We start from the raw sequence: 23,512 nt of genomic DNA, 5'->3' as shown, positions 1-23,512 counted from the left end.
GATTTTCCGCGACTCAGACAGCGAGGGATGTCATGACCCAGCACACTTCCGCACGCATAGGCCTTGCCTTGGCGTTCGCGGCCTGCGCCGGCTCCGGCGCCTTGGCAGATTCGGCCGGCGTCACCGTCAGCCAGGGCGACAAGTTCAGCCAGCAGACCGGAGAGGCACTTTATGCCAATGTCTGCACGGCATGCCATATGGACCAGGCGCAGGGCGCGGTGGGTGCCGGCAAATATCCGGCGCTCGCCAAGAATGAGAACCTGGAGGCCGGCGGATACCCGGTCTATGTGATCCTGCATGGGTTGAAAGGCATGCCGCCCGTTGGCCAGATGATGAGCGACGAGCAGGTCGCCGCCGTGGTCAACTATGTCAGGACCCATTTCGGCAACGACTACACGGACGAGGTGTCGGCGCAGGACGTTGCCGACGCCCGGTAGAGGCGACAGGATCCGGCGTGCCGGTTTCCCCTCACTCATCGATAGAAGGAGCATGCAACATGAAGAATTCGCGGATCGCCGCCGCCACGCTGGCTGCCGGCCTTTTTGCCGCCAGCGGCGCACTGGCCGACGAGGTCGTGCGCCACAGGATCCCGAACTCCGATTTCCCGATCGCGCAGGCGGTCGAGGTCCCGGCCGGGAAGACGACCGTCTATGTCAGCGGCGCGGTGCCGACCGCAATCGACGAAAAGGCCGACAAGAACAGCGTGGCGGCCTATGGCGACACCAGAACACAGACCGAGACCGTGCTGAAGGCGATCGACAGGACACTCCAGGGGCTCGGCTTGACGATGGGCGACGTCGTCAAGATGCAGGTCTTCCTGGTCGGCGATCCCGCCAAGGGCGGCAAGATGGATTTCGCGGGTTTCATGGAGGGTTATGTCAAGTTCTTCGGAACCAAGGAACAACCGAACCTGCCCTCACGATCGGCTATGCAGGTGGCGGGGCTTGTCAATCCCGGCTTTCTGGTCGAGATAGAGGTAACGGCCGTCCGGCCCTGACGAAGCTGAAGTGCCCGTGCCCTGAATGCGCAGGCGCCAGGCTCTCACCAGCCGCAATGGAATCCGCGCAAGGCGCCGCCGGCCGCGCCTCGCCGCAAGGTTTTTGGAATGTACGACAAGCTCTTCGAAACGATTGACGGCCAGGTAGACGACCTGGTCGAGCTCACGGCCGACCTCATCCGCTTTCCGACCGTGAACCCTCCGGGCGAAGCCTACACGCCCTGCGCCGAATACATCGGAGAACGCCTGAGGAAGCAGGGCTTCGGCGTGGAGTTCGTCCGTGGAGAAGGCACGCCCGGCGACACCGATCGCTATCCGCGCACCAATGTCGTGGCCCGCTTCGACGGACGCGGACCCGGACCGACGGTGCATTTCAACTCGCATATCGACGTGGTCGAGGCCGGAGAAGGCTGGACCGTCGATCCCTTTGGCGGCGTGGTCAGGGACGGCCGGGTCTATGGCCGCGGCGCCTGCGACATGAAGGGCGGCCTCGCCGCCTCGATCATCGCGGCCGAGGCCTTCATTCGTGTCAATCCCGATTTCTCCGGTGCCATCGAAATCTCGGGAACCGTGGACGAGGAATCGGGCGGCTTCGGCGGCGTCGCCTATCTTGCCGGCAAGGGCTATTTCTCGAAGCCGCGTGTCGATCACGTCATCATCCCCGAGCCGCTCAACAAGGATCGCATCTGCCTCGGCCATCGCGGCGTGTGGTGGGCGGAGATCGAGACCAAGGGCGAGATCGCGCATGGCTCGATGCCCTTCCTCGGCGACAACGCCGTGCGCCATATGGGCGCCGTGCTCGCGGCCTTCGAAGCGGAACTGTTCCCGGCCCTCGACCGCAAGCACACCCGGATGCCCGTGGTGCCTGAAGGCGCGCGGCGCTCGACCATGAACATCAACTCGATTCATGGCGGGCAGACCGAGGATTTCCGGCCGGGCCTCCCCTCGCCCAATGTGCCGGACTGGTGCCGGCTCACCATCGACCGTCGGTTCCTGCTCGAGGAGGACATCGCCGAGGTGAAGGGCGAGGTCACGTCGATCCTCGAACGTCTGAAGCGTGAGCGGCCAAAATTCGACTACAAGCTGCGCGACCTGATGGAGGTCCAGCCGACCATGACGGAGCGCGACGCGCCGGTCGTCACCGCGGTGGCGCAAGGCATCCGCGAAATCTTCGACCGCGAGCCAGACTATGTGATCTCCCCTGGCACCTACGATCAGAAACACGTCGCCCGCATCGGCCACATCTATGACTGCATCGCCTACGGGCCTGGCATCCTGGACCTGGCGCACCGTCCCGACGAATGGGTCGGCATCACCGACATGGTCGAATCGGCCAAGGTCATGGCGATCGGCCTCGACGTCCTGCTACGCGGCGGCGCCGGTTCCAGGCCGCGGTGATCGAGCGGCTCGCCCGGCGCGGCGAAACGGAAAGCGATTTCACCGGGGCCGTGGGCAGCGCAACAATGTCGATTTACTCCGGCCGAAATTCCGGCTTCAATCGCGCCCATTCATTCTTGGGGAGTAGGTTATGAAAAGTTGGAAGACCATTCTCGCGGCGACCGCCCTGGCGCTCGCATCGAGCACGGCGGCCCTCGCCGCGCGCACCGATCTCGTGCTCGGCATTCCGCTGGAGCCGCCGCATCTCGACCCGACGGCAGGTGCTGCCGCGGCAATCGACGAGGTACTCTACGCGAACGTCTTCGAAGGCCTGACCCGAATCGGCTCCAAGGGCGAAGTGCTGCCGGCGCTGGCGGAAAGCTGGACCATCTCGGACGACGGCAAGGTCTACACCTTCAAGCTTCGCACCGGGGTGAAGTTCCATGACGGCAGCGACTTCAACGCAGAGGACGTGACGTTCTCGCTCGACCGGGCACGGGCCGACAATTCGACAAACGCGCAAAAGGCCCTGTTCGCGGCGATCGACACGGTCGAGGTCGTCGACCCCGCGACGGTGAAGGTCACACTCAAGCAGCCGCAAGGCTCCTTCCTTTACAATATGGGCTGGGGTGACGCGGTGATCGTCGCGTCGGAATCGGCCGAGACCAACAAGGACAAGCCTGTCGGCACCGGTCCGTTCAAGTTCGACAACTGGGCCAAGGGCTCCGCGATCACCCTGGTCAGGAACCCCGACTACTGGGGTGAACCGGTGGCGCTGGAGAAGGCCGAGTTCCGGATCGTTCCCGACGCGGCCGCCGCCATTCCCGCGCTGCTTTCCGGCGACGTCCAGGCCTTCCCGAATGTCGGGGTGGGCGACGCGCTGCCGCAGATCCAGGCCGATCCGCGCTTCAAGGTGGTCATCGGCGCGACCGAAGGCGAAACCATCCTGTCGACGAACAACAAGAAGCCGCCCTTCGACAATCTGAAGGTCCGTCAGGCGATCGCCCATGCCCTCGACCGCAAGGCGATCATGGACGCTGCATCCTCCGGCCTGGGCACGCCGATCGGTTCGCATTTCTCCCCGGCCAATGCCGCCTATGTCGACCTCACCAGCACCTATCCTCACGACGTCGCCAAGGCCAAGGAACTGATGAAGGAGGCCGGCCTCGAGAACGGCGTCAAGGCGACCCTCAAGCTGCCGCCGGTCGCCTATGCCCGCGACGGCGGACAGGTGATCGCCTCGGAACTGCGCGAGATCGGCATCGATCTCGAGATCATCCCCGTGGAATGGGCGGACTGGCTGAGCCAAGTCTTCAAGAACAAGGACTACGACTTGACGATCGTCTCGCACACCGAGCCGAACGACATCGGTATCTATTCCCGCAAGGACTATTACTTCAACTATGACAACCCCGCCTTCGACAAGGTGATCGAAGAACTCGATCTGACCTCGGACGAGGCCAAGCGGATGGAACTCTATAAGCAGGCGCAGAAGATCCTGGCCGACGATGCGGTCAACGGCTTCCTGTTCGAACTGCCCAAGATCGGCATATGGGATGCCAAGCTGGAAGGGCTCTGGGAGAACTCGCCCATCCAGGCCAACGACCTTACCAAGGTGAAATGGGTCGACTGACGTCTCTTGGTAAGCATGCGAAACTACCTTTCTCCGGTCTGCCGGCCGTCTCCCCCGATCCGGGGGAGACGCGCGCACATATTCGCCTGTCGGATGAGGAGCTCTTTCCCAGGCGTCGGCGCCGCCCCTCATCTGCCTGCCGGCACCTTCTCCCCGCAATGCGGGGAGAAGACCGCCTGCCGCAGTGACGGCGTTCAATCTGCTATGCTGACGATTGGCGAAGCCCGTGGCGACATCGATCTTCTCCCCGCAATGCGGTTATGGGACGCACACATCGCGAAAGTACCCCTCATCCGACCTCGCCCTTTGGGGCGAGGCCACCTTCTCCCACAAGGGGAGAAGGTTGGAGCCTGGCTTGGCCGGCCCTTCAAATCGTCAACTTATGCGATTAGCTGCGACGTTGCGGGAGCCTTCCCTTCTCCCCTTGTGGGAGAAGGTGGCCGCGCGAAAGCGCGGTCGGATGAGGGGTACTTTCGCGACGTGTGCTGCCGTAGCGCAATGCGCGGAGAGGGTGTCGGCAGGCGGATGACGGGCCCAGCTCGGCGTTGCCGAGTCCGTTATCTCACTGAAGCAAAACGAATTTCAGCGCTACTTTCACGGCACGGGCAGTGCCGGCGCGGCAAGAAGAGCCTCTCGCCCTGCCCGCACGGAAGAGGTCAGGCAGGCCGAACAGCACTCTTCGGCGCCGTCGTGCCACCGACCCTTCGGCGCGAACTATGACCGCCTACATCCTCAAACGCCTCGGCATCGGCGTTGCCACACTTCTGGTGGCTTCGCTCGTCGTCTTCGCCGTTCTCGAGATCCTACCCGGCGATCCTGCCCAGCTGATGCTGGGCATGAACGCGACGCCGGACGCCGTCGAGGCGCTGCGCCAGCAGACGGGCCTCGACCAGCCGCTGGCGGTTCGCTACCTGAGCTGGCTCGGCGGCATGCTGACGCTCGATCTCGGCCGTTCCTACACTTATTCGGTGCCTGTCATCGACCTGGTCGCGGAACGGGCCGTCGTGTCCCTGCCGCTTGCGGTGATCTCGCTTTTCCTGTCGACGGCGATCGCCATTCCGGTCGGCATCTTCTCGGCCTCACGGCGAGGAAAGGCGGCGGACGCCGTCGCCATGGGAACGGCGCAGCTCGGCGTGGCGATCCCCAATTTCTGGTTCGCGCTGCTGCTGATCTATCTCTTCGCCGTGTGGCTGCGCCTAGTACCGGCCGGCGGCTTCCCGGGCTGGAGCGCGGGCGTCTGGCCGGCCCTGAAGGCGCTCGTCCTGCCGGCGGTGGCGTTGGCCCTGCCGCAGGCCGCCATCCTCGCTCGGGTGACGCGCTCCGCCCTGCTCGAGGTGCTGAACGAGGACTATATCCGCACCGCGCGCGCCAAGGGCATGCCGCGCCGCTACGTGCTGTGGCGCCATGCGTTGCGCAACGCGATGATACCCGTGCTGACCATAATGGGCTTGCAATTTGCCTTCCTGCTCGCCGGCACGATCATCATCGAGAACGTCTTCTATCTGCCGGGCCTCGGGCGGCTGGTCTTCCAGGCGATCACCCAGCGCGACCTCATCGTCGTCGAAAGCGTGGTCATGCTCCTCGTCGCGGCAGTCATCCTGGTGAATTTCCTCGTCGATCTCTCCTACGCCGTGATCGACCCCAGGCTGAGGACCCGGCAATGACCGACCCTGCATCTGCCGTGAAGGGGGACAGTTTCCTGTCCAAGGCCCTGGCGAGCCGTTCCCTCGTGATCGGTCTTTTCATCACCCTTGCCATCGCCCTGATGGCGCTGGTCTCCTTCTTCTGGGTTCCCTATGACGTGACGGTGCTTCCGGTCGCGGACCGGATGAAGCCGCCCTCGTCCGCGCATCTTCTGGGCACCGACCACTTCGGCCGCGATATCCTGTCCATGATCATGGTCGGATCGCGCAATTCGATCGCCGTAGCCCTCGTCGCGGTCGGCATCGGCATGGGGGTCGGCGTGCCGCTCGGCTGCTGGGCTGCGGCCCGCGGCGGTCTGGTCGATGAGGTGCTGATGCGGTTCAACGACCTGGTCTTCGCCTTCCCCGCCTTGCTCTCGGCAATCATGATCACCGCCATCTTCGGGCCCGGCGCCATCAACGCGATCATCGCCATCGGCATCTTCAACATCCCCGTCTTCGCCCGGGTCGCCCGTGCCGGCGCATTGGCGATCTGGCCGCGCGAGTTCATCCTGGCCGCCCGCGCCGCGGGCAAGGGCAGCGCGCTCATCACGATCGAGCACATCCTGCCCAACATCGCGACAATGCTGCTCGTCCAGGGCACCATCCAGTTCGCGCTCGGCATCCTGGCGGAAGCCGGTCTTTCCTATGTCGGCCTCGGCGCCCAGCCGCCCATGCCGAGTTGGGGACGTATGCTGTTCGACGCGCAGACGCGCATGATGGTTGCACCCTATCTCGCCATCTTTCCCGGCATGGCCATCGTCGTGACGGTGCTCGGCCTCAACCTGCTCGGCGACGGCCTCAGCGACGTTCTCGACCCCAAGCTGAGGCGCGAACGGTGAGCCTGCTCGACATACGCAACCTGACGGTCGACATCGCCGGCATTCCGGTGCTGAAGGGCATCGACCTGTCGATCGAACCCGGCGAGGTGATGGGGCTCGTCGGCGAATCCGGCTCCGGCAAGTCGATGACGGCGCTGACCGTCATGCGCCTCCTGCCTCGGTCTGCGCGCGCCGCAGGACGCGTCGTCTTCGACGGCATCGACCTGCTCACGGCAACCGAGGACCAGATGTGCGCGCTGCGCGGCAACGAGATCGGCATGGTCTTCCAGGAGCCGATGACTGCGCTCAATCCCGTCAAGACGATCGGCGAGCAAGTCGCCGAAGGGATACGCTGGCACACGGGCGCCAGTCGCGGCGATGCCGAGGACAGGGCTCGCAGGATTCTCGACCGGGTCGGCCTGCCGGAAGCGAAGTTCCCCCTCTCCCGCTATCCGCATGAGCTTTCCGGCGGCCAGCGGCAGCGTGTCGTCATCGCGATAGCCTGCGCGCTGAAGCCGAAGCTGCTGATCGCCGACGAGCCGACCACCGCGCTCGACGTGGTCCTCCAGAAGCAGATCCTCGAACTGCTGCGCGACCTGGTCGACGAGGCCAGGATGGGGCTTCTGCTCATCTCGCACGACCTCGCCGTCGTCACCGACATGTCCGACCGCGTTACCATCATGCGCCACGGCGAGGTGATGGAGTCCGGCGAGACCGCGCCGACACTCTCCGGACAGGCCCATCCCTATACGCGCCAACTGGCGCTTGCCTCGGTACATGTTCCGGCACGCCCCAAGGTCCATTCCAGCAGCGGGTCCACGGGCCGGCTGCTCGAACTCAGCGACGTGACGCGCGACTATCCGGGCCGGAGAGTCTCGCTGTTCAAATCAGGCGCACCGGTGCGGGCGGTGAACGGCGTGTCCTTCTCTCTGGCCGAAGGCCAGTCGACAGCTCTGGTCGGGCGCTCGGGCTGCGGAAAGTCGACGCTCGCGCGGATGATCCTCGCTCTCGACAAGCCGACGGGCGGCAGCATCCGCTTCATGGGCGCTGACCTCGCAGGCAGGACCGAGGCCGAGCTGAAGCCGGCACGGCGCAACATGCAGGTCGTCTTCCAGGACCCTTACGGTTCCTTCGACCCGCGCCACAAGGTGGAACGCCTGGTCGCGGAGCCCCTGCATCTGCTCGAGCAGAAGCCGTCACCGGCCGAGCGGCGCGAGCGGGTGGCGGCCGCACTTCACGAGGTCGGGCTCTCGCCGCGCGACATGGACAAGTACCCGCACGAATTCTCGGGCGGCCAGCGCCAGCGCATCTCGATCGCGCGCGCCATCATCACGCGCCCCAAGCTGGTGGTGGCGGACGAGCCGGTTTCGGCGCTCGACGTCTCGATCCGCGCCCAGGTCCTCGACCTCTTCGCCGACCTCAACCAGCGGCTGGGCGTCGCCTACCTGTTCATCACCCACGATCTCACCGTCGCGCGCGCCATCACCGACGACGTCATGGTTATGGACGAAGGCCAGATCGTGGAGGCGGGCAAGACCACGCAGGTGCTCGACAATCCGCAGTCGCAGGCGGCCAGGGACCTGGTCGACGCCGCGCCCGACCTGCACCGGGCCATCGCGCGGAAGCTGCAGGAACAGGGATGAGCGAATAGCCAATGGCCAAAAGCGAAAGAACCCGAACTGCCGTCCGCGCACCTTTTCCCTGTTCGCTACTCGCTATTCGCTATTTGCTCGCTGCTGGCTTCACGACATCGACCGGGCTGAGGCCCAGCATTTCGAGCGTACGGCGGAGCAGACGCACTTCGTTCTCCGCAAGCTGCTGGTCGGCCTTGGCGATGTCGGCCATGTGCTGCGCCAGGAGCCGTCGCCGATCGTCATCCAGGTCCTGGAACATCGCAACGGCCTGGGAGCCGTTCGTCTCGTATCCGAACTCGTTAAGGTAATCGATCACCGAGTCCATGCTCGCTTCCGGGATGCCGAAGGAGTCACGGCAGATCCGCCGCAGCGTCTCCATTTCGGCATCGCTGACGGAACCATCGGCGAGGATCATGCGGAAGAGGAGCAGAAGTTCGGCGGAGAGCACGGGATCGTCGGCCACCTTGCGTACGCCCGGGTCACCCTCGAAAAGCGAACGGATCCTGGCCAACATTCCCTGAGACATGTTTGTGTCACTCCACAGACCGGAAAGCCGGAACCTATAGCATCGGACCGGGGAGCGGAACGGTTTTTCGGAAGGCTGCTATCGCGAAATCGGCCTTGCGAAAGGAGCCTGCCTGTGGTCGAAGCACAAAGGCTCACCGCTGGCCATCCGCCCCGAAATGTTCGATCTCTCGACTGAACTCGTCCTCCTGCTTGCGATTGCCGCTTTCGGCGCCGGCTTCATCGATTCCATCGCGGGCGGCGGCGGGCTGATCACGGTTCCGGCCCTCATGCTCGCCGGCTTCAGCCCGGTCGAGGCGCTGGGCACCAACAAGCTTCAGGGGTTGTTCGGGACCGGCTCCGCCACGATCGCCTACGCCTCCAAGGGGCATGTGGACCTGAGAAAGCAGCTTCCGTCGGCGTTTCTTTCGGTCGTCGGCAGCGCGGCTGGTGCGCTGCTGGCGACGGTGCTGCCCGGCGATCTCCTGCGCCTCGCGCTGCCCTTCATGCTGATCGCGATTGCTCTCTATTTCGCGCTGAAGCCGAACATGAACGACGTCGACCGGGCCGAGCGCCTGTCGCCCCTTCTGTTCGGCCTGCTCATCGTCCCTGCGATCGGCTTCTATGACGGGTTGTTCGGCCCCGGCGCCGGCTCCTTCTTCATGCTCGCCTTCGTGTCGCTCGCCGGTTACGGCGTGCTCAAGGCAACTGCTCACACCAAGCTGCTGAATTTCGCTTCCAACCTCGGCGGCTTCGCCGCCTTCGCTGCGGCCGGGGTGATCTCGTGGAAGATCGGGCTGATGATGGGACTGTGCCAGTTCCTCGGCGCGCGCGTCGGCGCCGGCCTGGCGATGCGGATCGGCGCCAGGCTGATCAAGCCGCTGCTCGTACTCACCTGTATCGCCCTGGCCGTGAAGCTTCTCGCCGATCCGACCCACCCGCTGCGGCTGCTGATCGGCGTTTGAGCCTGCGGCCGAAATCTGACGACTGAGTGGGATTATCCGTCCCGAGCGGCCACGGTCTCAGGCGAGGTCCGTGTGGGCAAAGTCGTCGCCCTTATAGAGCAGCGAGACATTGAGCGACTTGGCACAGGCGTAGGCAAAGCAATCGCCGAAATTGAGATCCGCGACATGACCGACGGCTTTGCCGTATGTCGCGCTGGCGTCCAATGCTCTCCTGCCGATCTCACCCGATATCGACACCTCCTCAGCCTCGAGATCCTCTACGAACGCATCGATGGCCGCTTGCGCCTGTTTCAGCAGCGTCGGCGACGGTCGCGCAATGGATCCCTTCGCCGTCGCCTTCAGGCGTGCAAGCGCCACGGTCGCCTCGAACTTCACCAGCGGGGAAACGAAGAACCGCCCGCCGGCCGCAGCCAGTCGCTTCTCGATCTCCTCGTGCCCCGGCTCGCGTCCCAGGATCGCGACGACGACCGACGCATCGACGAACATCACGCGTCGCCCCACATCTCGTCGGTAAAGTGCTTCATGTCGAAGCTGGGATCGCCGGGTCCCATGACATCGGCGAGCGCCTTTGAACGAGCGAGACGGTCCCTTAGCGGGAGTGCGCTTCGTGCTCGCGCGAGTTGGTCCCTCAAGGCTTGGCGAACTGCTTCGGTCTTGGTGGGTGCGTGTGTCAGCCTGCGAACCTCCTCGGCCAATGCATCGACTTCCGCGTCCCTGATGAACAGCGCCATGGATATCTCCTTCGTATATCCATATATCACATGGAGGATATACGGTCCATGTCATCTGCCTGCCTCTTCCTCATGGCGCCATTCGGTCCTATCCTCGTCGAACATCGAGGCGCGAGGATCTGATGTCGTCGGCATCGAGACCATCGACGGAAAGCCGGGCCTCCACCAGCCCTTTCCAGCTCGAACGGAGAACCCCGCCCGCGCTCGACGGCATGGTCGAGCGTTTGATCGGATACCGGGAGCACGGCCAAGCCATCACAGGCAACGTCGAGACGGCCACGCTGGTGGTACCCCTGGTCATCAGTTTCGGGGAAGCCTTTGAGATCGGTCTCGGCCGCAAGCCCGGCCCCGGCGATCGTTATGGCAGCTTTGCGGCCGGTCTCTATGCGGGTCCCGTGGTGATCACGTCGACTGGCGCCGCCGAATGCATTCAGATCGACTTCACGCCGCTTGGCGCCTGGCGTTTCTTCGGCCTGCCGATGAGCGAACTCGCCGCCCGGATGGTGGCTCTCGACGATCTCGGCGACGAGGATATGAGGCGCCTGCGCCAACGGCTATGGGAAGAGCGCGACTGGCAGCGTCGGCTCGATCTCGCCGAGAGCTACGTCATTGAAAGGATCCGAGGCGCGCGGCAAGCCGATCCGGCCCTTCATTGGGCCTATCAGCGCATGCTCGCCTGCCGGGGTGACCTCCGCATCGCCGATGTCGCGCGAAAGCTCGACTGGAGCCGCAAACACCTGTCGCAGCGGTTCCAGGCGCAACTTGGCCTTCCGCCCAAGGTGATCGCCCGCATGATCCGCTTCCAGGCGGCGCTCGCGATGGCACGGTGCGAGGGCGAAGTCGACTGGGCCGACATTGCCGCGGCCTGCGGCTACGCCGACCAGGCGCATCTGACGCGTGACTTCTCCGAATTCGCCGGCGCCAGCCCGTCCCGGTGGCGGGCCCGGTCCGCCTGAGCGCGGTTACAATTCTTCAAGACGGCGGGCCGGGTTCTTGCGACCATTCAGGCCGACGAAACCGCCGGCATGAGGAGAGAAGTCATGACCGAAGCCCCGCGCATTTTCGCGACCTTTCGCTACCGCGATCCAGCGCGAATGATCGACTGGCTGGTGGAAGCCTTCGGCTTCACCTTGCGTGTGAAATACGGTGAAGGCGACGACGTCCACCATGCCGAACTCGCCTTCGGGTCTTCGATGATCATGGTCGGCCACACGCGCGAGGATGAATATGGCGCGATCGTCGGCCCGCCCGGCGAGAATGGCGGCAAGTCGGTCTACATCGCCGTCGATGACGCCGACGCGCTCTATGCGCGCGCCAGGGCGGCAGGCGCGAAGATCGAGCAGGAACTGAACAACAAGGATTATGGCAGCAGGGATTTCATCTGCCGCGACCCGGAAGGCAATGTCTGGTCGTTCGGCACCTACTGGCCGAAGGCTGGGGACCCAGCCTGAGCCCTACCGAGCCGCGGCGAAGAGCGCGTCGCAGTCGAGATGCCTTTCGAGATGCTCGGCAATGGCGTCGAGCGCATCCTCGACTGCGGCCCTGTAATCGATGCCGCCATCGGCCACGCCCAGGCTGGCCAGATAGCGGCGGCGAAACGTGTCGGCGCCGAACAGCCCATGGAGATAGGTACCGAAGACCTTGCCGTCGACCGATGTGGCGCCGTCCTCGACACCGTCGATGACGGCCGTCGGGCGCAGGCAATCCGGGCCGACGGTGCGGCCGAGGTGGATTTCGTAGCCTTCGAGCGCGGTATTGAAACGGGCCGAGCGCGCGGTGGCGTTGCGCACCGTCTTCTCGGGTTCCATGACGGTCTCGACATCGAGCAGGCCGAGGCCCGGTGCTTCCGTGACCTTGCCCTCGATTCCATCAGGGTCGCGCACGACGCGGCCGAGCATCTGATACCCGCCGCAGATGCCGACCACATGGCCGCCGCGACGGCGATGCTCGGCAAGATCGCGATCCCAGCCGTTCTCGCGGAAACGGATCAGGTCGCCGATCGTCGATTTCGAGCCGGGGATGACGACGAGCCCGGCATCGTCAGGCAGCCGGCTGCCCGGCGGCACGAACACGACCTCGACCCGTGGCTCGGCCTTCAGCGGATCGAGATCGTCGAAATTGGCGATCCTGTCGAGCATCGGCACGGCCACCTTCAACGCCCTTTGCTCGCCCGAGGCCAACCTCTCGAGCACCACCGAATCCTCCGACGGCAGCAGCGCCGCCTCCTTGAGCCAGGGTACGACGCCGAAACACGGCCATCCCGTCAACTTCCCGATCGCGGCAAGGCCGCTGTCGAACAGGGTCACGTCTCCACGGAACTTGTTGATGAGATAGCCCACGATCATCCGCCGGTCGGCTTCCGGAAGGATCAGATGCGTTCCCGCGATCGAGGCGATGACGCCGCCGCGATCGATGTCTCCGACCAGCACGACGGGACAGTCCGCGCGTGTGGCAAAACCCATATTGGCGATGTCGCGGTCGCGCAGATTGATCTCGGCCGGCGAGCCCGCGCCCTCGACGATGACGAGGTCGGCGCCCTCGCCCACCTTGCGCCAGGAGTCGAGCACCGCATCCATCAGCTTCGGTTTCAGATGCTGATAGTCGCGGGCCCGTGCCTGGCCGAAGACCTTGCCCTGGACGACGACCTGCGCGCCGATGTCGCTTTGCGGCTTGAGCAGCACGGGGTTCATGTGGATCGAGGGCGCAACGCCGGAGGCGATCGCCTGCAGCCATTGCGCGCGACCGATCTCACCCCCGCCGCTTTCGCCGGGAATGTCGGCCACCGCCGCGTTGTTCGACATGTTCTGCGGTTTGAACGGCCGCACACGCAATCCCCGCCTGCGCGCCGCACGGCAAAGTCCGGCCACCAGGACGGTCTTGCCGACATCCGACCCCGTGCCTTGCAGCATGATCGCCTTGGCCATCGCGCCTTCTCTTTCAGTTGCTGACGACGGGCTTCTGGGCCAGGGGGCCGGCCCGCCAGAGATAGAGAGCGAGCAGCGGCTCCGCCCTCGTACGCATCGCATGATTCACGTTGGAGGGATGATGGATCACCTCGCCAGCGCCCCTCGGCAGGTAGTCGCCCGTTTCCTTGCGCCATTCAGTCCCGCCGGTGAGTGGAACATAGATCTCCTCCGCTACATGGTGATGGTCGGGATAAACCACTTCCGGGCCGAGAATCAGAAAGCCTGCTGCGACGTTCTCATTGGCGAAATGGCCCCGCGTGCCAAAAAGCTCCAGCCAGCCGTAACGATCGACGAAATGCTGGCCGAAGTCGGCAGCCGTGTAGGTCTGCTGCCAAAGCAGCGCTTGCCGGTGCTCCGCCAGGAAGCGGACAAGCCGCAGTGCTTCGGGCCGTGCGATCTCCGCGACACGATCGAGATAGCCGAGGCAGGCAAGCGTTCCGGGCTCCACGGCGCGCGCCGCCATGTCCCAGTTGATCTCGCTCACATAGCTCGCCAGCGGCTCGGCCGGGAGGGTTCCGAGATACTCCCGGAACAGTTGCAACAGGGTCTGGGGGATCGTCGTCGCCATCATCCGTATCTTCGCACAACCGCTCCGCAGCGGGTCGGATTGCGCTGCGGCATCATTGCTCTAGATTGCGTCATACGAAAAGCAAGACCTGCCGGGGAGGCCGCCATGGACGCAGCGATCGAAGCGACCGCCGGACAATTCGAGCTCAACGAGGATCAGCGCGCCATTCAGGAGATGGCGGAGGCCTTCGCCGCCGACCGGGTGGCCCCCAATGCGCTCGAGTGGGACCGCAAGAAGCATTTCCCCGCGGATGTGATCCGCGAGACCGGCCCGCTGGGCCTCGGGGGAATCTATATCCGCGACGACGTCGGGGGCTCCGCGCTCGGAAGGCTCGACGCAGTCCTGATATTCGAAGCACTTTCCAGGGCCTGCCCCGCCTTCGCCTCCTTCATCTCGATCCACAACATGGCAGCATGGATGATCGACAGCTTCGGCAATGACGAGCAGCGCCATCGCTTCCTTCCCAAGCTGACCTCCATGGAATGGCTGGCATCCTATTGCCTGACCGAGCCGGGATCGGGATCCGACGCCGCGGCGCTGAAGACGCGCGCGATCCGCAGCGGCGGCAACGGCAGCGACTATGTACTGAACGGCGCCAAGCAGTTCATCTCCGGCGCCGGCGACAGCGACGTCTATGTGACCATGGTGCGCACCGGCGAGGACGGACCGAAGGGCATCTCGACCCTCGTCATCCCGAAGGACGCGCCCGGCCTTTCCTTCGGCGCGGTCGAGAACAAGATGGGCTGGCACATGCAGCCGACCCGTCAGGTCATCTTCGAGGACTGCAAGGTTCCGGCCGAGAACCTGCTCACCGGCGAAGGTTCGGGCTTCCGCATCGCCATGGCCGGCCTCGACGGCGGCCGGCTCAACATCGCGGCCTGCTCGCTGGGTGGAGCGCAATCCGCGCTCGACAAAGCGCTCGCCTATGCCGGCGAACGGTCGGCCTTCGGGCAGAAGATCAACCAGTTCCAGTCGCTGCAGTTCAAGCTCGCCGACATGGAGACCGGGCTGCAGGCCGCCCGCGTGCTTCTTTACACCGCGGCCTCGAAGCTCGACCGCAAGACGCATGACGCCTCGAAATGGTCGGCCATGGCAAAGCGCTTCGTCACCGACACCGGCTTCGACGTCGCCAACGACGCCCTGCAGATCCACGGCGGCTACGGCTACCTGCACGACTACGGCATCGAGAAGTTGGTTCGCGACCTTCGCGTCCACCAGATCCTCGAAGGCACCAACGAGATCATGCGCGTCATCATCGCGCGCCATCTGATCGCCCGCTGAGGCGGCGAGGAATCCGGAGAACAGACATGACCACGATCGCTTTCATCGGCCTCGGCAATATGGGCAACCCCATGGCCGCCAATCTGGTCAAGGCCGGGCACACCGTGCAAGGCTTCGACCTCTTGCCGGAGAACCTCACCGTGGCGCGCGAGCATGGCGTGACCGTGATGGCGAACGCCGCGGCCGCCGTGAAGCATGCGGAGGTGGTGATCACCATGCTGCCGGCCGGCAAGCATGTGCTGTCGGTTTATGAGGACATCGCCGCCGGGGCCCCGGCGGGCACTCTGTTCATCGACTGTTCGACGATCGACGTCGAATCGGCCCGCAAGGCACACGCGATTGCCGCCAGGCACAAGCTGCTCTCGATCGACGCGCCGGTCTCCGGCGGAACGGGCGGAGCCGCGGCCGGCACCCTGACCTTCATGGCCGGCGGCTCCAAGGAGGCCTTCGCCAAGGCCGAGCCGGTGTTGAAGCCGATGGCGGGGCGCGTCGTCTATTGCGGCGACGCCGGCGCCGGCCAGGCGGCGAAGATCTGCAACAACATGATCCTCGGGATTTCCATGATCGGCGTCGGCGAGGCCTTCGTGCTCGCCGAGAAGCTCGGCCTCTCCCATCAGGCGCTCTACGACGTGGCCTCCACCTCGTCTGGCCAGTGCTGGTCGCTGACCAGCTACTGCCCGGTGCCGGGGCCCGTGCCCAACTCCCCCGCCAACCGCGACTACAAACCCGGCTTCGCCGCCGCCCTGATGTTGAAGGATCTGAAACTCTCCCAGGAAGCCGCGCAGGCATCCGGCGCGATCACACCGCTCGGCGCGGAAGCGACCCAGCTTTATGCCCTGTTCAACGCCGCGGGCCATGGCGGAACCGATTTCTCCGGCATCATCCGCTTCCTGCGGGGTGACGCATCGTAAGCTTGCGAAGACAGGCTTCCGAGCAAAAAAGCCACAAATTTAGAATTGCTTAAGGTCTCGATAACCGCGCGGTAACGATGTTCCTGTAGAACGGATGACGAGGCGGCGATCGCAACCGCCCCCGCTCCGGATCAGGTCTCGCGTACCGGAGCCGTATCATTGCCGAGTGAGTATGCGTCGGCCTTGCGTTGTTTGGCGAAGCCGTGCTTCCCCGATGGGGCAGCGCGGTTTTCGCGTTTTGGGGCCCACACCTCGACCTGGCGTCTGAAGGCCATCTGGCGGAACTGGCAACTCTGATTAGGTCATGTACTCATAATTTTGATGGCGTGGCGCATCGATGTTGGAGTTGCTGCTCAGCAATGAAATGACGCGACGGATCAATAGGAGGCCGCATTCGAAGGAATACCGCCCGCTATTCTCGGGAAATGCAAGCTCATCCAATTGGTTCTCAATTCGGAGGCCGCATATATCTCGTTGACACTAATCGTCCCTGGGCCCACGATTCGCCACGCACTGTGCAGATTGCAGACGCCGGCCACTTTTGGGGCGCGACGATGTCGCTGTCCGGGACCCATCGTAGTCTGCCGCGCGTGCTGCGACTTACGCAACAGGAGACGCACATGAGCGCTACGGGCTCCGTCCCAACATCGACTTTCATGGCGGGCGACGGCAGCGGTTACGAACGCCAAATGGGGCGCTGGAGCCGCAGACTGGCACCATTGTTCGTCGACTTCGCCGGCATCAGCGAGGGCGAACATGTCCTTGATGTTGGCTGCGGCACCGGGAGCTTGGCGTTCACACTCTCCCAGAACCCAAACGTGAGAAACATCAGTGCGATCGACTATTCGCCGATCTATGTCGAATATGCCAAGCGCCTCAACAAGGATCCTCGCGTTCAGTTTCAAGTTGGCGACGCGTGCGCGCTGCCATTCGAGGATGCCACCTTCGATCACTGCGCGTCGCTCTTGGTTCTGGCCTTCATTCCTCGAGCGGACCTCGCCGTGCGCGAGATGCGACGCGTGACTCGGCCCGGTGGAACCGTTGCTGGTTCAATGTGGGATGCTCGAGGTGGATTGATAATGTCTCGCATATTCTGGGATACCGCTGCGATGCTTGATCAACGGGCCGTCGAGCGCCGGGCAAGGGCTTACTCGCGGCCAATGACGCGACCTGGCGATCTCGCGCGCGCCTGGCGGGATGCCGGCTTCCGGGACACAAGCGACGCCATGATCACCATTCGAATGGATTTCGCCGACTTCGAAGATTTCTGGACGCCGATGGAAGGCAAAGACGGGCCGTTCGCTGAATATGTCAGCACACTATCGATTGAAGGAAGAAGCAAACTGCGAGATGCGGTCAGATTAGCGTACCTCGATGGCGAAAATGACGGCGCTCGCTCCTATGCCGCCACTGCGTGGGTCGTCAAAGGTCGGGTGCCTGAGCAATAGCCCCGGCTAGCCTCTCCCCTGACTCGGGTGCCTCTGTTCAGCTTGCGTCGCCGCCGACAGGCGAATTTTCCAGGAACTCTCAATGGATCCCGACGTGCTCGGCAACACGGCCAAGGACACCGTGAAATACTGCGCGGAGAGCCAGGAGATGAGCGTTGTCAACGCCACCAAGGAAGTGACAGCGCAGCAACGCTACCCACGCGGCTCGAACTGTGGATCGACCGGCGGGCGCAGCCCGTTCGCCAGCCGGTTGGTCTGGTTCGCCATGCCGACGACGGCGAGCAGTTCCATGAGTTGGGCCTCGCTCATGCCCTTGGCCCGCGCAGAGGCCGTATGCGAATAGATGCAGTATTCGCAGCCATTGGTCGCGGACACCGCGATATAGAGCATCTCCTTGACCAGAGGATCGAGCGCGCCTGGCGCCATCACCTGCTTCAGGTCCTCCCATGTACGCCTGAGCAAGGCCGGGTCATGGGCGAGGACCTTCCAGAAATTGTTGATCCAGTCGACCTTGCGCGTCCGCATGATGTCGTCATAGACGGCTCTGACCTCGTCGCTCGCCGCTTCATATTCGATCGGCGGGACAACAGGTTTTCCGGTCATGGTCGCCTCCTCTGTCGGCGGAACATCGCGGGGTCGCGGCAGATCGCGACGAGCCTTCCCATGTTAACGTTTCCCACCAACCAATCCACGTCGCGGCTTGCGCGGCGGCGCGTACCCTTCCGCGTCTGGGCGTGAGGTCGTCTTCCCGACGTTCCCACCATTGTACGACGTACCGTCGGGCCTCGGGTACCCGTTCCAACGTCGCCACCGCGAAATTTCCGTGACGACGTTGCTGACGTTCAGACCGCGGCGAACAGCCTCCTTGCGGGCCTGATCATTCGTGACATTGCGCCCCAATTCATCGAACATGATCCAGGCTGCGTGACATAACCCGCCAACCGATGGCGACTTGATCCCATTCTGTTCTTTTGCGACGTGATATTTTGGCATCAAGATTTCCTTTCATGTTGCTTCATCGCGTTATTGGCATGAAACACATATCCGTCTGGATCAATGAAATAACACTCCTAGGCGACTCGTCCTTTTGGCGTCCTTGCTCTTCTTGTCAAGCACGCCGACCACATTCGTCCGCACACCCCAAGGCGCCCTTCTTTTCGATCCGGAAATACATCTGGGCGGAGACGCTGAAGGGTGAGGAAAAGGGCGCAATCATCGCTCGCCTGATCTCGCAAGGCTTCACCGCCAATTCGGTGTGCAAGCGCGTTGCCGACACCTCCGCCGGGGCACGAAGAATCCTGCTGGAGCGGGACGATCCGATCGGCTTTCCGGTCATGGTCGCCTCCTCTGACATCGCAGGCCGAAGGGCAGGACACCGGCGTGCCCTGCCCCTCGCCAATCATTTCGAGCGGAAGAGATCGGCCTTGGCCAGATCGAGCGCCTTGCGGATGCGTTCACAGGCGAGATCGATCGTGTCGCGTGTCCAGATCAGCGGCGGGGACATGATCATGGTATCGCCCGTGGCGCGCAGCATCATGCCGTTGGCGATGGCGTGATCGCGCACCACGACCGCGGCACTGCCCGACGGCTCGAAGCGGTCCTTGGTCGCCTTGTCCTTGACGATCTCGATGGCGCCCATGAGACCGATCGCACGGACCTCGCCGACGATGTCGTGGTCGCCAAGATGCTCCTGCAGCGCCTTGGCGAAATAGGGACCGGTGTCGTTCTTGACGCGTTCGACCAGGCCTTCGCGCTGGATGATCTCGATGTTCTCCAACCCCACCGCGCAGGCCACGGGATGCCCCGAATAGGTGTAGCCGTGATAGAACTCGCCGCCCTTCTCGACCAGTGTGGCGGCGATACGATCGCCGACCAGCAGCGCCGACAGGGGCTGGTACCCTGAGGTCAGCGCCTTGGCCGTGGTGATGGTATCGGGCTCGAGGCCGAAGGTCTGCGCGGCGAACCACTCGCCGGTACGTCCGTAACCGGTGATCACCTCGTCCAGCATCAAAAGCACGTCGTATTTGCGGCAGATGCGCTGGACTTCCGGCCAATAGCTCGCAGGCGGTATCTTGACGCCGCCCGCCCCCATGATCGGCTCGCCGATGAAGGCCGCGACATTGTCGGCGCCCGCCTCGAGGATTGCATCCTCGACGGCCTTGGCCGCACGCAGCCCGAAATCGTGGTCGTTCTCACCCGGCAACGCGAGTTCATAGGCGTAGGGCATCATGACATGCACGATGTTCGGCACGGCGCCGCCAAGCTGCTCGTGCATGCCGCCCATGCCGCCCAGCGACGCGCCGGCGATTGTCGAGCCGTGATAGGCCATGTTGCGCGAGATGATGCGGTTCTTCTGCGGCTTGCCTTGCAGTGCCCAGAAGTGGCGCACCAGGCGCAAGGCCGTATCGTTGGCCTCGGACCCTGACGAGCCGTAGAATACCTGGTTGATGTTGTCAGGCGCGAGCTCGGCGATCTTCTTTGCCAGCAGCACCGGCGTCGGCGTCGTGCAGCGGAAGAAGGAGTTGTAGAACGGCAGCTCCTTCATCTGCCTGTAGGCCGCTTCGGCCAGCTCGTTGCGGCCGTAGCCGACATTGACGCACCACAGGCCCGCCATGCCGTCGAGGATCTCGTTGCCTTCCGAATCGTAGATATACGGTCCGTCGGCGTGGGTGATCATGCGGGATCCCGCCGCGCGCAGGTCCTTGTGGTCGGTGAAGGGATGGAGATGATGCGCGGCGTCGATCGCCTGCAACTGCTTCAGCGAATAATTCTGATAGGTCATGGATTTAGCCTCTTCTCTTGAATCGGTCCGGCAGCGTTGCCGGGATGGATCCTCAGAAAAGAGCGGGCGGCGAGTAGCCGATGCGGGCGCACAGCCGCAACAGCTCCGCATGCCGTGTGCGCGGAGACGGCGTTACGGCGGTGCCTGGCGTGCGGAGATGGGCGTCGAAGGCGCTCATGAGCGCACACTAGCCGAGACTGGTTCGATGCTTCAAGCCGTTACCGGCCCCACGCGCTCCGGCGCCCGGCCTGAAGCAGGGCGAGAACGAAACAGAATGAGCCTAGAGTCAGCGGTAACCCCTGAGTTCCTACGATGTCCATGACGGCACCAGTAACAGGCGGACCGGCGATGCCGCCCACGCCCCAGAACAGCGCAAAGGCCGCATTGCCGGCGATCAGCATCGGCCCGCTGAACCTGTTCGCCAGCTCGATCAGCGCCATCGTATAGATGCCGAAAGATATGGCTCCCAACACGAAGGCGAGCGGCCATATCAGCGGGGTCGCAAACAGGAAAGGCAGCAGCAGGCAGCCGAGCGTCGACCCGGTTGCGCAGAGTGCGAGCCCCTTCGCGGGCCCGAGCCGTTCGGCGACCATGCCAAGCGGAACCTGCAGGGCGATGTTGCCGGCGACGAAGACGGCGAGCAGCGTGGCGGTCGCCGCCTCGGTATTGCCGTAGCTGCGCGCATAGACCGACGTCAACGACAACAGGGATTGCTCGAAGGCAGCAGCGACGGTCACGGCGAGGAGAAGCAGCGCCGCGAGCGGAATGAAGCGAGCGAGCGAGGCGTCGCCGTCGGCGTCGTGGAGCTCCGGCAGGCGCGGCAAGACCGCTCCGAGACAGAAGGTGCAGAGACCGAAGGCTGCGATGCCGACGAGGAACGGCGTCCAGCCTTGTGTTCCGGCAATCGACAGGATCAGCGGGCCGGTGGCGAAGCCGGCGGAGACGACCGCGGTGTAGGCGCCCATGATCCGGCCGCGGCTGGACGGCGGCGCCAGCATGAGCATCCAGGTCTCGCTGATCACATAGAGCGGATTGATCGAGAAGCCGAGCAGGAAACGCAGCGGGAACCAGAGCCAGACATCCCGCGTCCAGCCGATCAGGGCCAGCAGCGTCGCGCCCAGGAAAGCACAGACGAGCGCCGTACGCGCTGCCCCGAAACGCCGCACCAGCGACGGGATGACCGGCGCCGACACGATGAAGCCGAGCGGTGTCATGGCTGCCGACAGCCCGATCAGGCTCGATGACGCGCCCTGCCGCTCAAGGATGAAGCTGAGCAAAGGATAGCTGAGGCCCTGCGCGATCGCGAACACGGAAACCGTCGCGATGACACCGGTGAGCGCCGGCCATGGTGTCTTTTCCGCGACGCCCAAATCCTGTCTCCCTCAGACGCCGCACGCACCAGACGAGCAGAGCCGCAGGGCATCAATGCCACGCCGCGAAGGCGCCTCCTTGGGACAGGAAGAGCAATCGATCCCTCGAGCAGGGGGCGCTGCCTCGTCGGCGAACCTGCAGCCCGCTCGATGTCGCTTCCTTCGCGCTAGTAGTCGTAGCTTCCGTACCCGGGCGTCTAGCCCCGGTCCATTATGCCGGCGAAACATGCTTTGCCACGAGGAATTTCCATGACCGCCGCGCTCCACCCGGCCGAACCGGTTCTCGCCACCGATCGTGGTCGCCGCGGCGGACGTGCCGGCAAACGCGCCGTCGGCTCCGCCCCCTTTGAGCAGCCGCCGTTCCGCCAGCTCCGGATGCCCTTCCCGCCGACGAGACTGATCTCCGACGACGAGCTCGAATCGATCCATCTGGCGTCGCTGCGCGTGCTCGAGGAGATCGGTGTCGACGTGCTTCACGATGAAGCCCGCCGCATCATGAAGCAGCATGGCGCCGACGTGCGCGAAGGCAGCGAGCGGGTCCGCTTCGACAGCGAGATGATCCTGGAGCTCATCGCGCACTGCCCGCCGCAGTTCACCATGCATGCGCGCAACCCGACGCATAACGTCACATTCGGTGGCGACAATGTGATCTTTTCGATGATGGCGTCGGCGCCGAATTGTTCCGACATCGACCGTGGGCGTCGTCCCGGCAACCAGGAGGACTACAGGAACTTCCTGCGGCTTGCGCAAATGCACAACATCCTGAACTGCACCGGCGGCTATCCGGTCGAGCCGATCGACATCCATCCGTCTGTGCGACATCTCGAGTGCATCCGCGATCTGGCGCTGCTCACGGACAAGGTCTTCCACATCTACTCGCTCGGCAAGGAGCGCAATCTCGACGGCATCGAGATCACCCGTATCGCCCGCGGCGTGTCGCGCAAGCAGCTCATGGATGAGCCGTCGGTCTTCACCATCATCAACACCAATTCGCCGCTCAAGCTCGACATCCCGATGATGGAAGGCATCATCCAGATGTCGTCCATGGGTCAGGTGGTGATCGTCACGCCCTTCACATTGTCCGGCGCGATGGCGCCCGTGACCGTCGCCGGCGCGCTGGTGCAGCAGAATGCCGAGGCGCTGGCTGGCATCTCGTTCACGCAGATGGTGCGCAAGGGCGCGCCGGTCGGCTATGGCGGTTTCACCTCCAACGTCGACATGAAATCCGGCGCGCCCGCCTTCGGCACGCCAGAATATATGAAGGCGCAGCTCGTCGGCGGTCAGCTGGCGCGGCGCTACAACATACCCTACCGCACTTCCAACACCTGCGCGGCCAACACGGTCGACGCGCAGGCCGCCTATGAAAGCGTGTTCTCGCTTTGGGGCGCCATCCAGGGCGGCGGCAATCTGATGATGCACGGTGCCGGATGGCTGGAAGGCGGGCTGCGCTGTTCCTACGAGAAGACGATCCTAGACATCGACCTCCTGCAGATGGTGGCGGAGTTCCTGACGCCGCTCGATCTGTCGGAGGATGCGCTGGCCGTCGAGGCCATCCGCGCCGTCGGTCCCGGCGGCCACTTCTTCGGAACGCCGCACACCCAGTCGCGCTACAAGACCGCCTTCTATTCCCCGATCCTCTCGGACTGGCGCAACTTCGAGACCTGGAGCGAGGCCGGCGCGCCCACGGCATTGGAGCGCGCCAACCGCGTCTGGAAGGAGAGGCTCGCCTCCTACGAGGAGCCTTACATCGATCCGGCCATCCGCGAGGAGATCAACGCCTTCGTGGAGAAACGTAAGGCCGAGGGCGGCGCGCCGACCGATTTTTGAGCTAGACTTTGTCCG

The 23,512-nt window shown here is 64.1% G+C and carries 23 protein-coding genes; 14 read left to right on the top strand and 9 right to left on the bottom strand.

Annotated features, from left to right (window positions below):
- The first annotated feature begins 32 nt into the window (after window positions 1–32).
- The 7 genes from JN280_RS20310 (at window position 33) to JN280_RS20280 (ending at window position 8,153) form a co-directional block, all read left to right on the top strand.
- The gene (locus JN280_RS20310) at window positions 33–437 is read left to right on the top strand and encodes a c-type cytochrome (protein ID WP_202304607.1); all 405 of its coding nucleotides are present in this window, start codon (window positions 33–35) and stop codon (window positions 435–437) included.
- Window positions 438–496: 59 nt separating this feature from the next.
- Window positions 497–997, top strand: a complete 501-nt coding sequence (locus JN280_RS20305) for a RidA family protein (RefSeq protein ID WP_202304605.1) — start codon at window positions 497–499, stop codon at window positions 995–997.
- 108 nt (window positions 998–1,105) lie between these two features.
- A complete protein-coding gene (locus JN280_RS20300) occupies window positions 1,106–2,395 on the top strand; it encodes an acetylornithine deacetylase/succinyl-diaminopimelate desuccinylase family protein (protein WP_202304603.1) in 1,290 nt (429 codons plus the stop codon).
- Window positions 2,396–2,525: 130 nt separating this feature from the next.
- Window positions 2,526–4,007, top strand: a complete 1,482-nt coding sequence (locus tag JN280_RS20295) for an ABC transporter substrate-binding protein (RefSeq protein ID WP_202304595.1) — start codon at window positions 2,526–2,528, stop codon at window positions 4,005–4,007.
- Between the two features lie 716 nt (window positions 4,008–4,723).
- The gene (locus JN280_RS20290) at window positions 4,724–5,671 is read left to right on the top strand and encodes an ABC transporter permease (RefSeq protein WP_202304594.1); all 948 of its coding nucleotides are present in this window, start codon (window positions 4,724–4,726) and stop codon (window positions 5,669–5,671) included.
- Entirely contained in the window at window positions 5,668–6,531 is an 864-nt protein-coding gene (locus JN280_RS20285; protein ID WP_202304592.1) for an ABC transporter permease, read from the top strand. Before JN280_RS20290 ends, JN280_RS20285 begins: the two co-directional genes overlap by 4 nt.
- A complete protein-coding gene (locus tag JN280_RS20280; protein WP_202304590.1) occupies window positions 6,528–8,153 on the top strand; it encodes an ABC transporter ATP-binding protein in 1,626 nt (541 codons plus the stop codon). Before JN280_RS20285 ends, JN280_RS20280 begins: the two co-directional genes overlap by 4 nt.
- 79 nt (window positions 8,154–8,232) lie before the next feature.
- On the opposite strand, the gene JN280_RS20275 is transcribed toward JN280_RS20280, so the two are convergent.
- A complete protein-coding gene (locus tag JN280_RS20275) occupies window positions 8,233–8,670 on the bottom strand; it encodes a TerB family tellurite resistance protein (protein WP_202304589.1) in 438 nt (145 codons plus the stop codon).
- Window positions 8,671–8,827: 157 nt separating this feature from the next.
- On the opposite strand from JN280_RS20275, the gene JN280_RS20270 reads away from it, so the two are divergent.
- Window positions 8,828–9,613, top strand: coding sequence for a TSUP family transporter (locus tag JN280_RS20270; protein WP_202304587.1), 786 nt, complete (start codon window positions 8,828–8,830; stop codon window positions 9,611–9,613).
- Window positions 9,614–9,670: 57 nt separating this feature from the next.
- Here the strand turns inward: JN280_RS20270 and JN280_RS20265 are convergent, their stop codons facing one another.
- Window positions 9,671–10,099, bottom strand: coding sequence for a type II toxin-antitoxin system VapC family toxin (locus JN280_RS20265; RefSeq protein WP_202304584.1), 429 nt, complete (start codon window positions 10,097–10,099; stop codon window positions 9,671–9,673).
- Window positions 10,099–10,344, bottom strand: a complete 246-nt coding sequence (locus tag JN280_RS20260) for a type II toxin-antitoxin system VapB family antitoxin (protein ID WP_202304583.1) — start codon at window positions 10,342–10,344, stop codon at window positions 10,099–10,101. The genes JN280_RS20265 and JN280_RS20260 overlap by 1 nt, the downstream gene beginning before the upstream one ends.
- Before the next feature lie 122 nt (window positions 10,345–10,466).
- On the opposite strand from JN280_RS20260, the gene JN280_RS20255 reads away from it, so the two are divergent.
- Together JN280_RS20255 and JN280_RS20250 are read left to right on the top strand one after the other, a co-directional pair.
- Window positions 10,467–11,300, top strand: coding sequence for a helix-turn-helix domain-containing protein (locus JN280_RS20255; protein ID WP_202304582.1), 834 nt, complete (start codon window positions 10,467–10,469; stop codon window positions 11,298–11,300).
- 84 nt (window positions 11,301–11,384) lie between these two features.
- Window positions 11,385–11,795 carry a VOC family protein gene (locus JN280_RS20250; protein WP_244741805.1) on the top strand — a complete coding sequence of 137 codons (411 nt, stop codon included), beginning with the start codon at window positions 11,385–11,387 and terminating at the stop codon, window positions 11,793–11,795.
- 3 nt (window positions 11,796–11,798) lie between these two features.
- On the opposite strand, the gene JN280_RS20245 is transcribed toward JN280_RS20250, so the two are convergent.
- Together JN280_RS20245 and JN280_RS20240 are read right to left on the bottom strand one after the other, a co-directional pair.
- A complete protein-coding gene (locus tag JN280_RS20245; protein ID WP_202304571.1) occupies window positions 11,799–13,268 on the bottom strand; it encodes a cobyric acid synthase in 1,470 nt (489 codons plus the stop codon).
- Window positions 13,269–13,281: 13 nt separating this feature from the next.
- Window positions 13,282–13,881 carry a dimethylsulfonioproprionate lyase family protein gene (locus tag JN280_RS20240; protein ID WP_244741801.1) on the bottom strand — a complete coding sequence of 200 codons (600 nt, stop codon included), beginning with the start codon at window positions 13,879–13,881 and terminating at the stop codon, window positions 13,282–13,284.
- Window positions 13,882–13,983: 102 nt separating this feature from the next.
- Here JN280_RS20240 and JN280_RS20235 point away from each other — a divergent pair, with 102 nt between their 5' ends.
- From JN280_RS20235 to JN280_RS20225, 3 genes are all read left to right on the top strand, one after another.
- The gene (locus tag JN280_RS20235; protein ID WP_202304569.1) at window positions 13,984–15,159 is read left to right on the top strand and encodes an isobutyryl-CoA dehydrogenase; all 1,176 of its coding nucleotides are present in this window, start codon (window positions 13,984–13,986) and stop codon (window positions 15,157–15,159) included.
- A gap of 26 nt (window positions 15,160–15,185) precedes the next feature.
- Window positions 15,186–16,070 (top strand): 3-hydroxyisobutyrate dehydrogenase, encoded by an 885-nt coding sequence (mmsB, locus tag JN280_RS20230; RefSeq protein ID WP_202304567.1) that lies wholly within the window; start codon window positions 15,186–15,188, stop codon window positions 16,068–16,070.
- A 620-nt stretch (window positions 16,071–16,690) separates the two neighbouring features.
- A complete protein-coding gene (locus tag JN280_RS20225) occupies window positions 16,691–17,518 on the top strand; it encodes a class I SAM-dependent methyltransferase (protein ID WP_244741796.1) in 828 nt (275 codons plus the stop codon).
- A gap of 192 nt (window positions 17,519–17,710) precedes the next feature.
- On the opposite strand, the gene JN280_RS20220 is transcribed toward JN280_RS20225, so the two are convergent.
- The 4 genes from JN280_RS20220 to JN280_RS20205 all read right to left on the bottom strand — a co-directional run bounded on the left by JN280_RS20220 (window position 17,711) and on the right by JN280_RS20205 (window position 21,670).
- Window positions 17,711–18,121 (bottom strand): carboxymuconolactone decarboxylase family protein, encoded by a 411-nt coding sequence (locus tag JN280_RS20220; protein ID WP_202304563.1) that lies wholly within the window; start codon window positions 18,119–18,121, stop codon window positions 17,711–17,713.
- Window positions 18,122–18,626: 505 nt separating this feature from the next.
- Window positions 18,627–18,854 carry a hypothetical protein gene (locus tag JN280_RS20215; protein ID WP_202304562.1) on the bottom strand — a complete coding sequence of 76 codons (228 nt, stop codon included), beginning with the start codon at window positions 18,852–18,854 and terminating at the stop codon, window positions 18,627–18,629.
- A gap of 63 nt (window positions 18,855–18,917) precedes the next feature.
- Window positions 18,918–20,300, bottom strand: coding sequence for an aspartate aminotransferase family protein (locus JN280_RS20210; protein WP_202304561.1), 1,383 nt, complete (start codon window positions 20,298–20,300; stop codon window positions 18,918–18,920).
- A 218-nt stretch (window positions 20,301–20,518) separates the two neighbouring features.
- Entirely contained in the window at window positions 20,519–21,670 is a 1,152-nt protein-coding gene (locus JN280_RS20205) for an MFS transporter (protein ID WP_202304560.1), read from the bottom strand.
- A gap of 249 nt (window positions 21,671–21,919) precedes the next feature.
- Between JN280_RS20205 and JN280_RS20200 the strand changes: the two genes are divergently transcribed.
- Window positions 21,920–23,497 carry a trimethylamine methyltransferase family protein gene (locus JN280_RS20200; protein WP_202304559.1) on the top strand — a complete coding sequence of 526 codons (1,578 nt, stop codon included), beginning with the start codon at window positions 21,920–21,922 and terminating at the stop codon, window positions 23,495–23,497.
- The last annotated feature ends 15 nt before the right edge of the window (window positions 23,498–23,512 follow it).

It is taken from the genome of Mesorhizobium sp. L-8-10 (assembly GCF_016756635.1).
Lineage (GTDB): Bacteria > Pseudomonadota > Alphaproteobacteria > Rhizobiales > Rhizobiaceae.
Note: the sequence above shows the minus strand (reverse complement) of the source record. Positions and strands in the feature narration are given on the sequence as shown.

What these genes read in the sequence shown, in the direction of transcription:
- JN280_RS20310 (WP_202304607.1), top strand. Translation starts at nt 33, where the DNA reads ATGACCCAGCACACTTCCGCACGCATAGGCCTTGCCTTGGCGTTCGCG.
- JN280_RS20305 (WP_202304605.1), top strand. Translation starts at nt 497, where the DNA reads ATGAAGAATTCGCGGATCGCCGCCGCCACGCTGGCTGCCGGCCTTTTT.
- JN280_RS20300 (WP_202304603.1), top strand. Translation starts at nt 1,106, where the DNA reads ATGTACGACAAGCTCTTCGAAACGATTGACGGCCAGGTAGACGACCTG.
- JN280_RS20295 (WP_202304595.1), top strand. Translation starts at nt 2,526, where the DNA reads ATGAAAAGTTGGAAGACCATTCTCGCGGCGACCGCCCTGGCGCTCGCA.
- JN280_RS20290 (WP_202304594.1), top strand. Translation starts at nt 4,724, where the DNA reads ATGACCGCCTACATCCTCAAACGCCTCGGCATCGGCGTTGCCACACTT.
- JN280_RS20285 (WP_202304592.1), top strand. Translation starts at nt 5,668, where the DNA reads ATGACCGACCCTGCATCTGCCGTGAAGGGGGACAGTTTCCTGTCCAAG.
- JN280_RS20275 (WP_202304589.1), bottom strand. Translation starts at nt 8,670, where the DNA reads ATGTCTCAGGGAATGTTGGCCAGGATCCGTTCGCTTTTCGAGGGTGAC.
- JN280_RS20270 (WP_202304587.1), top strand. Translation starts at nt 8,828, where the DNA reads ATGTTCGATCTCTCGACTGAACTCGTCCTCCTGCTTGCGATTGCCGCT.
- JN280_RS20265 (WP_202304584.1), bottom strand. Translation starts at nt 10,099, where the DNA reads ATGTTCGTCGATGCGTCGGTCGTCGTCGCGATCCTGGGACGCGAGCCG.
- JN280_RS20260 (WP_202304583.1), bottom strand. Translation starts at nt 10,344, where the DNA reads ATGGCGCTGTTCATCAGGGACGCGGAAGTCGATGCATTGGCCGAGGAG.
- JN280_RS20255 (WP_202304582.1), top strand. Translation starts at nt 10,467, where the DNA reads ATGTCGTCGGCATCGAGACCATCGACGGAAAGCCGGGCCTCCACCAGC.
- JN280_RS20250 (WP_244741805.1), top strand. Translation starts at nt 11,385, where the DNA reads ATGACCGAAGCCCCGCGCATTTTCGCGACCTTTCGCTACCGCGATCCA.
- JN280_RS20245 (WP_202304571.1), bottom strand. Translation starts at nt 13,268, where the DNA reads ATGGCCAAGGCGATCATGCTGCAAGGCACGGGGTCGGATGTCGGCAAG.
- JN280_RS20240 (WP_244741801.1), bottom strand. Translation starts at nt 13,881, where the DNA reads ATGATGGCGACGACGATCCCCCAGACCCTGTTGCAACTGTTCCGGGAG.
- JN280_RS20235 (WP_202304569.1), top strand. Translation starts at nt 13,984, where the DNA reads ATGGACGCAGCGATCGAAGCGACCGCCGGACAATTCGAGCTCAACGAG.
- mmsB (WP_202304567.1), top strand. Translation starts at nt 15,186, where the DNA reads ATGACCACGATCGCTTTCATCGGCCTCGGCAATATGGGCAACCCCATG.
- JN280_RS20225 (WP_244741796.1), top strand. Translation starts at nt 16,691, where the DNA reads ATGAGCGCTACGGGCTCCGTCCCAACATCGACTTTCATGGCGGGCGAC.
- JN280_RS20220 (WP_202304563.1), bottom strand. Translation starts at nt 18,121, where the DNA reads ATGACCGGAAAACCTGTTGTCCCGCCGATCGAATATGAAGCGGCGAGC.
- JN280_RS20215 (WP_202304562.1), bottom strand. Translation starts at nt 18,854, where the DNA reads ATGACCGGAAAGCCGATCGGATCGTCCCGCTCCAGCAGGATTCTTCGT.
- JN280_RS20210 (WP_202304561.1), bottom strand. Translation starts at nt 20,300, where the DNA reads ATGACCTATCAGAATTATTCGCTGAAGCAGTTGCAGGCGATCGACGCC.
- JN280_RS20200 (WP_202304559.1), top strand. Translation starts at nt 21,920, where the DNA reads ATGACCGCCGCGCTCCACCCGGCCGAACCGGTTCTCGCCACCGATCGT.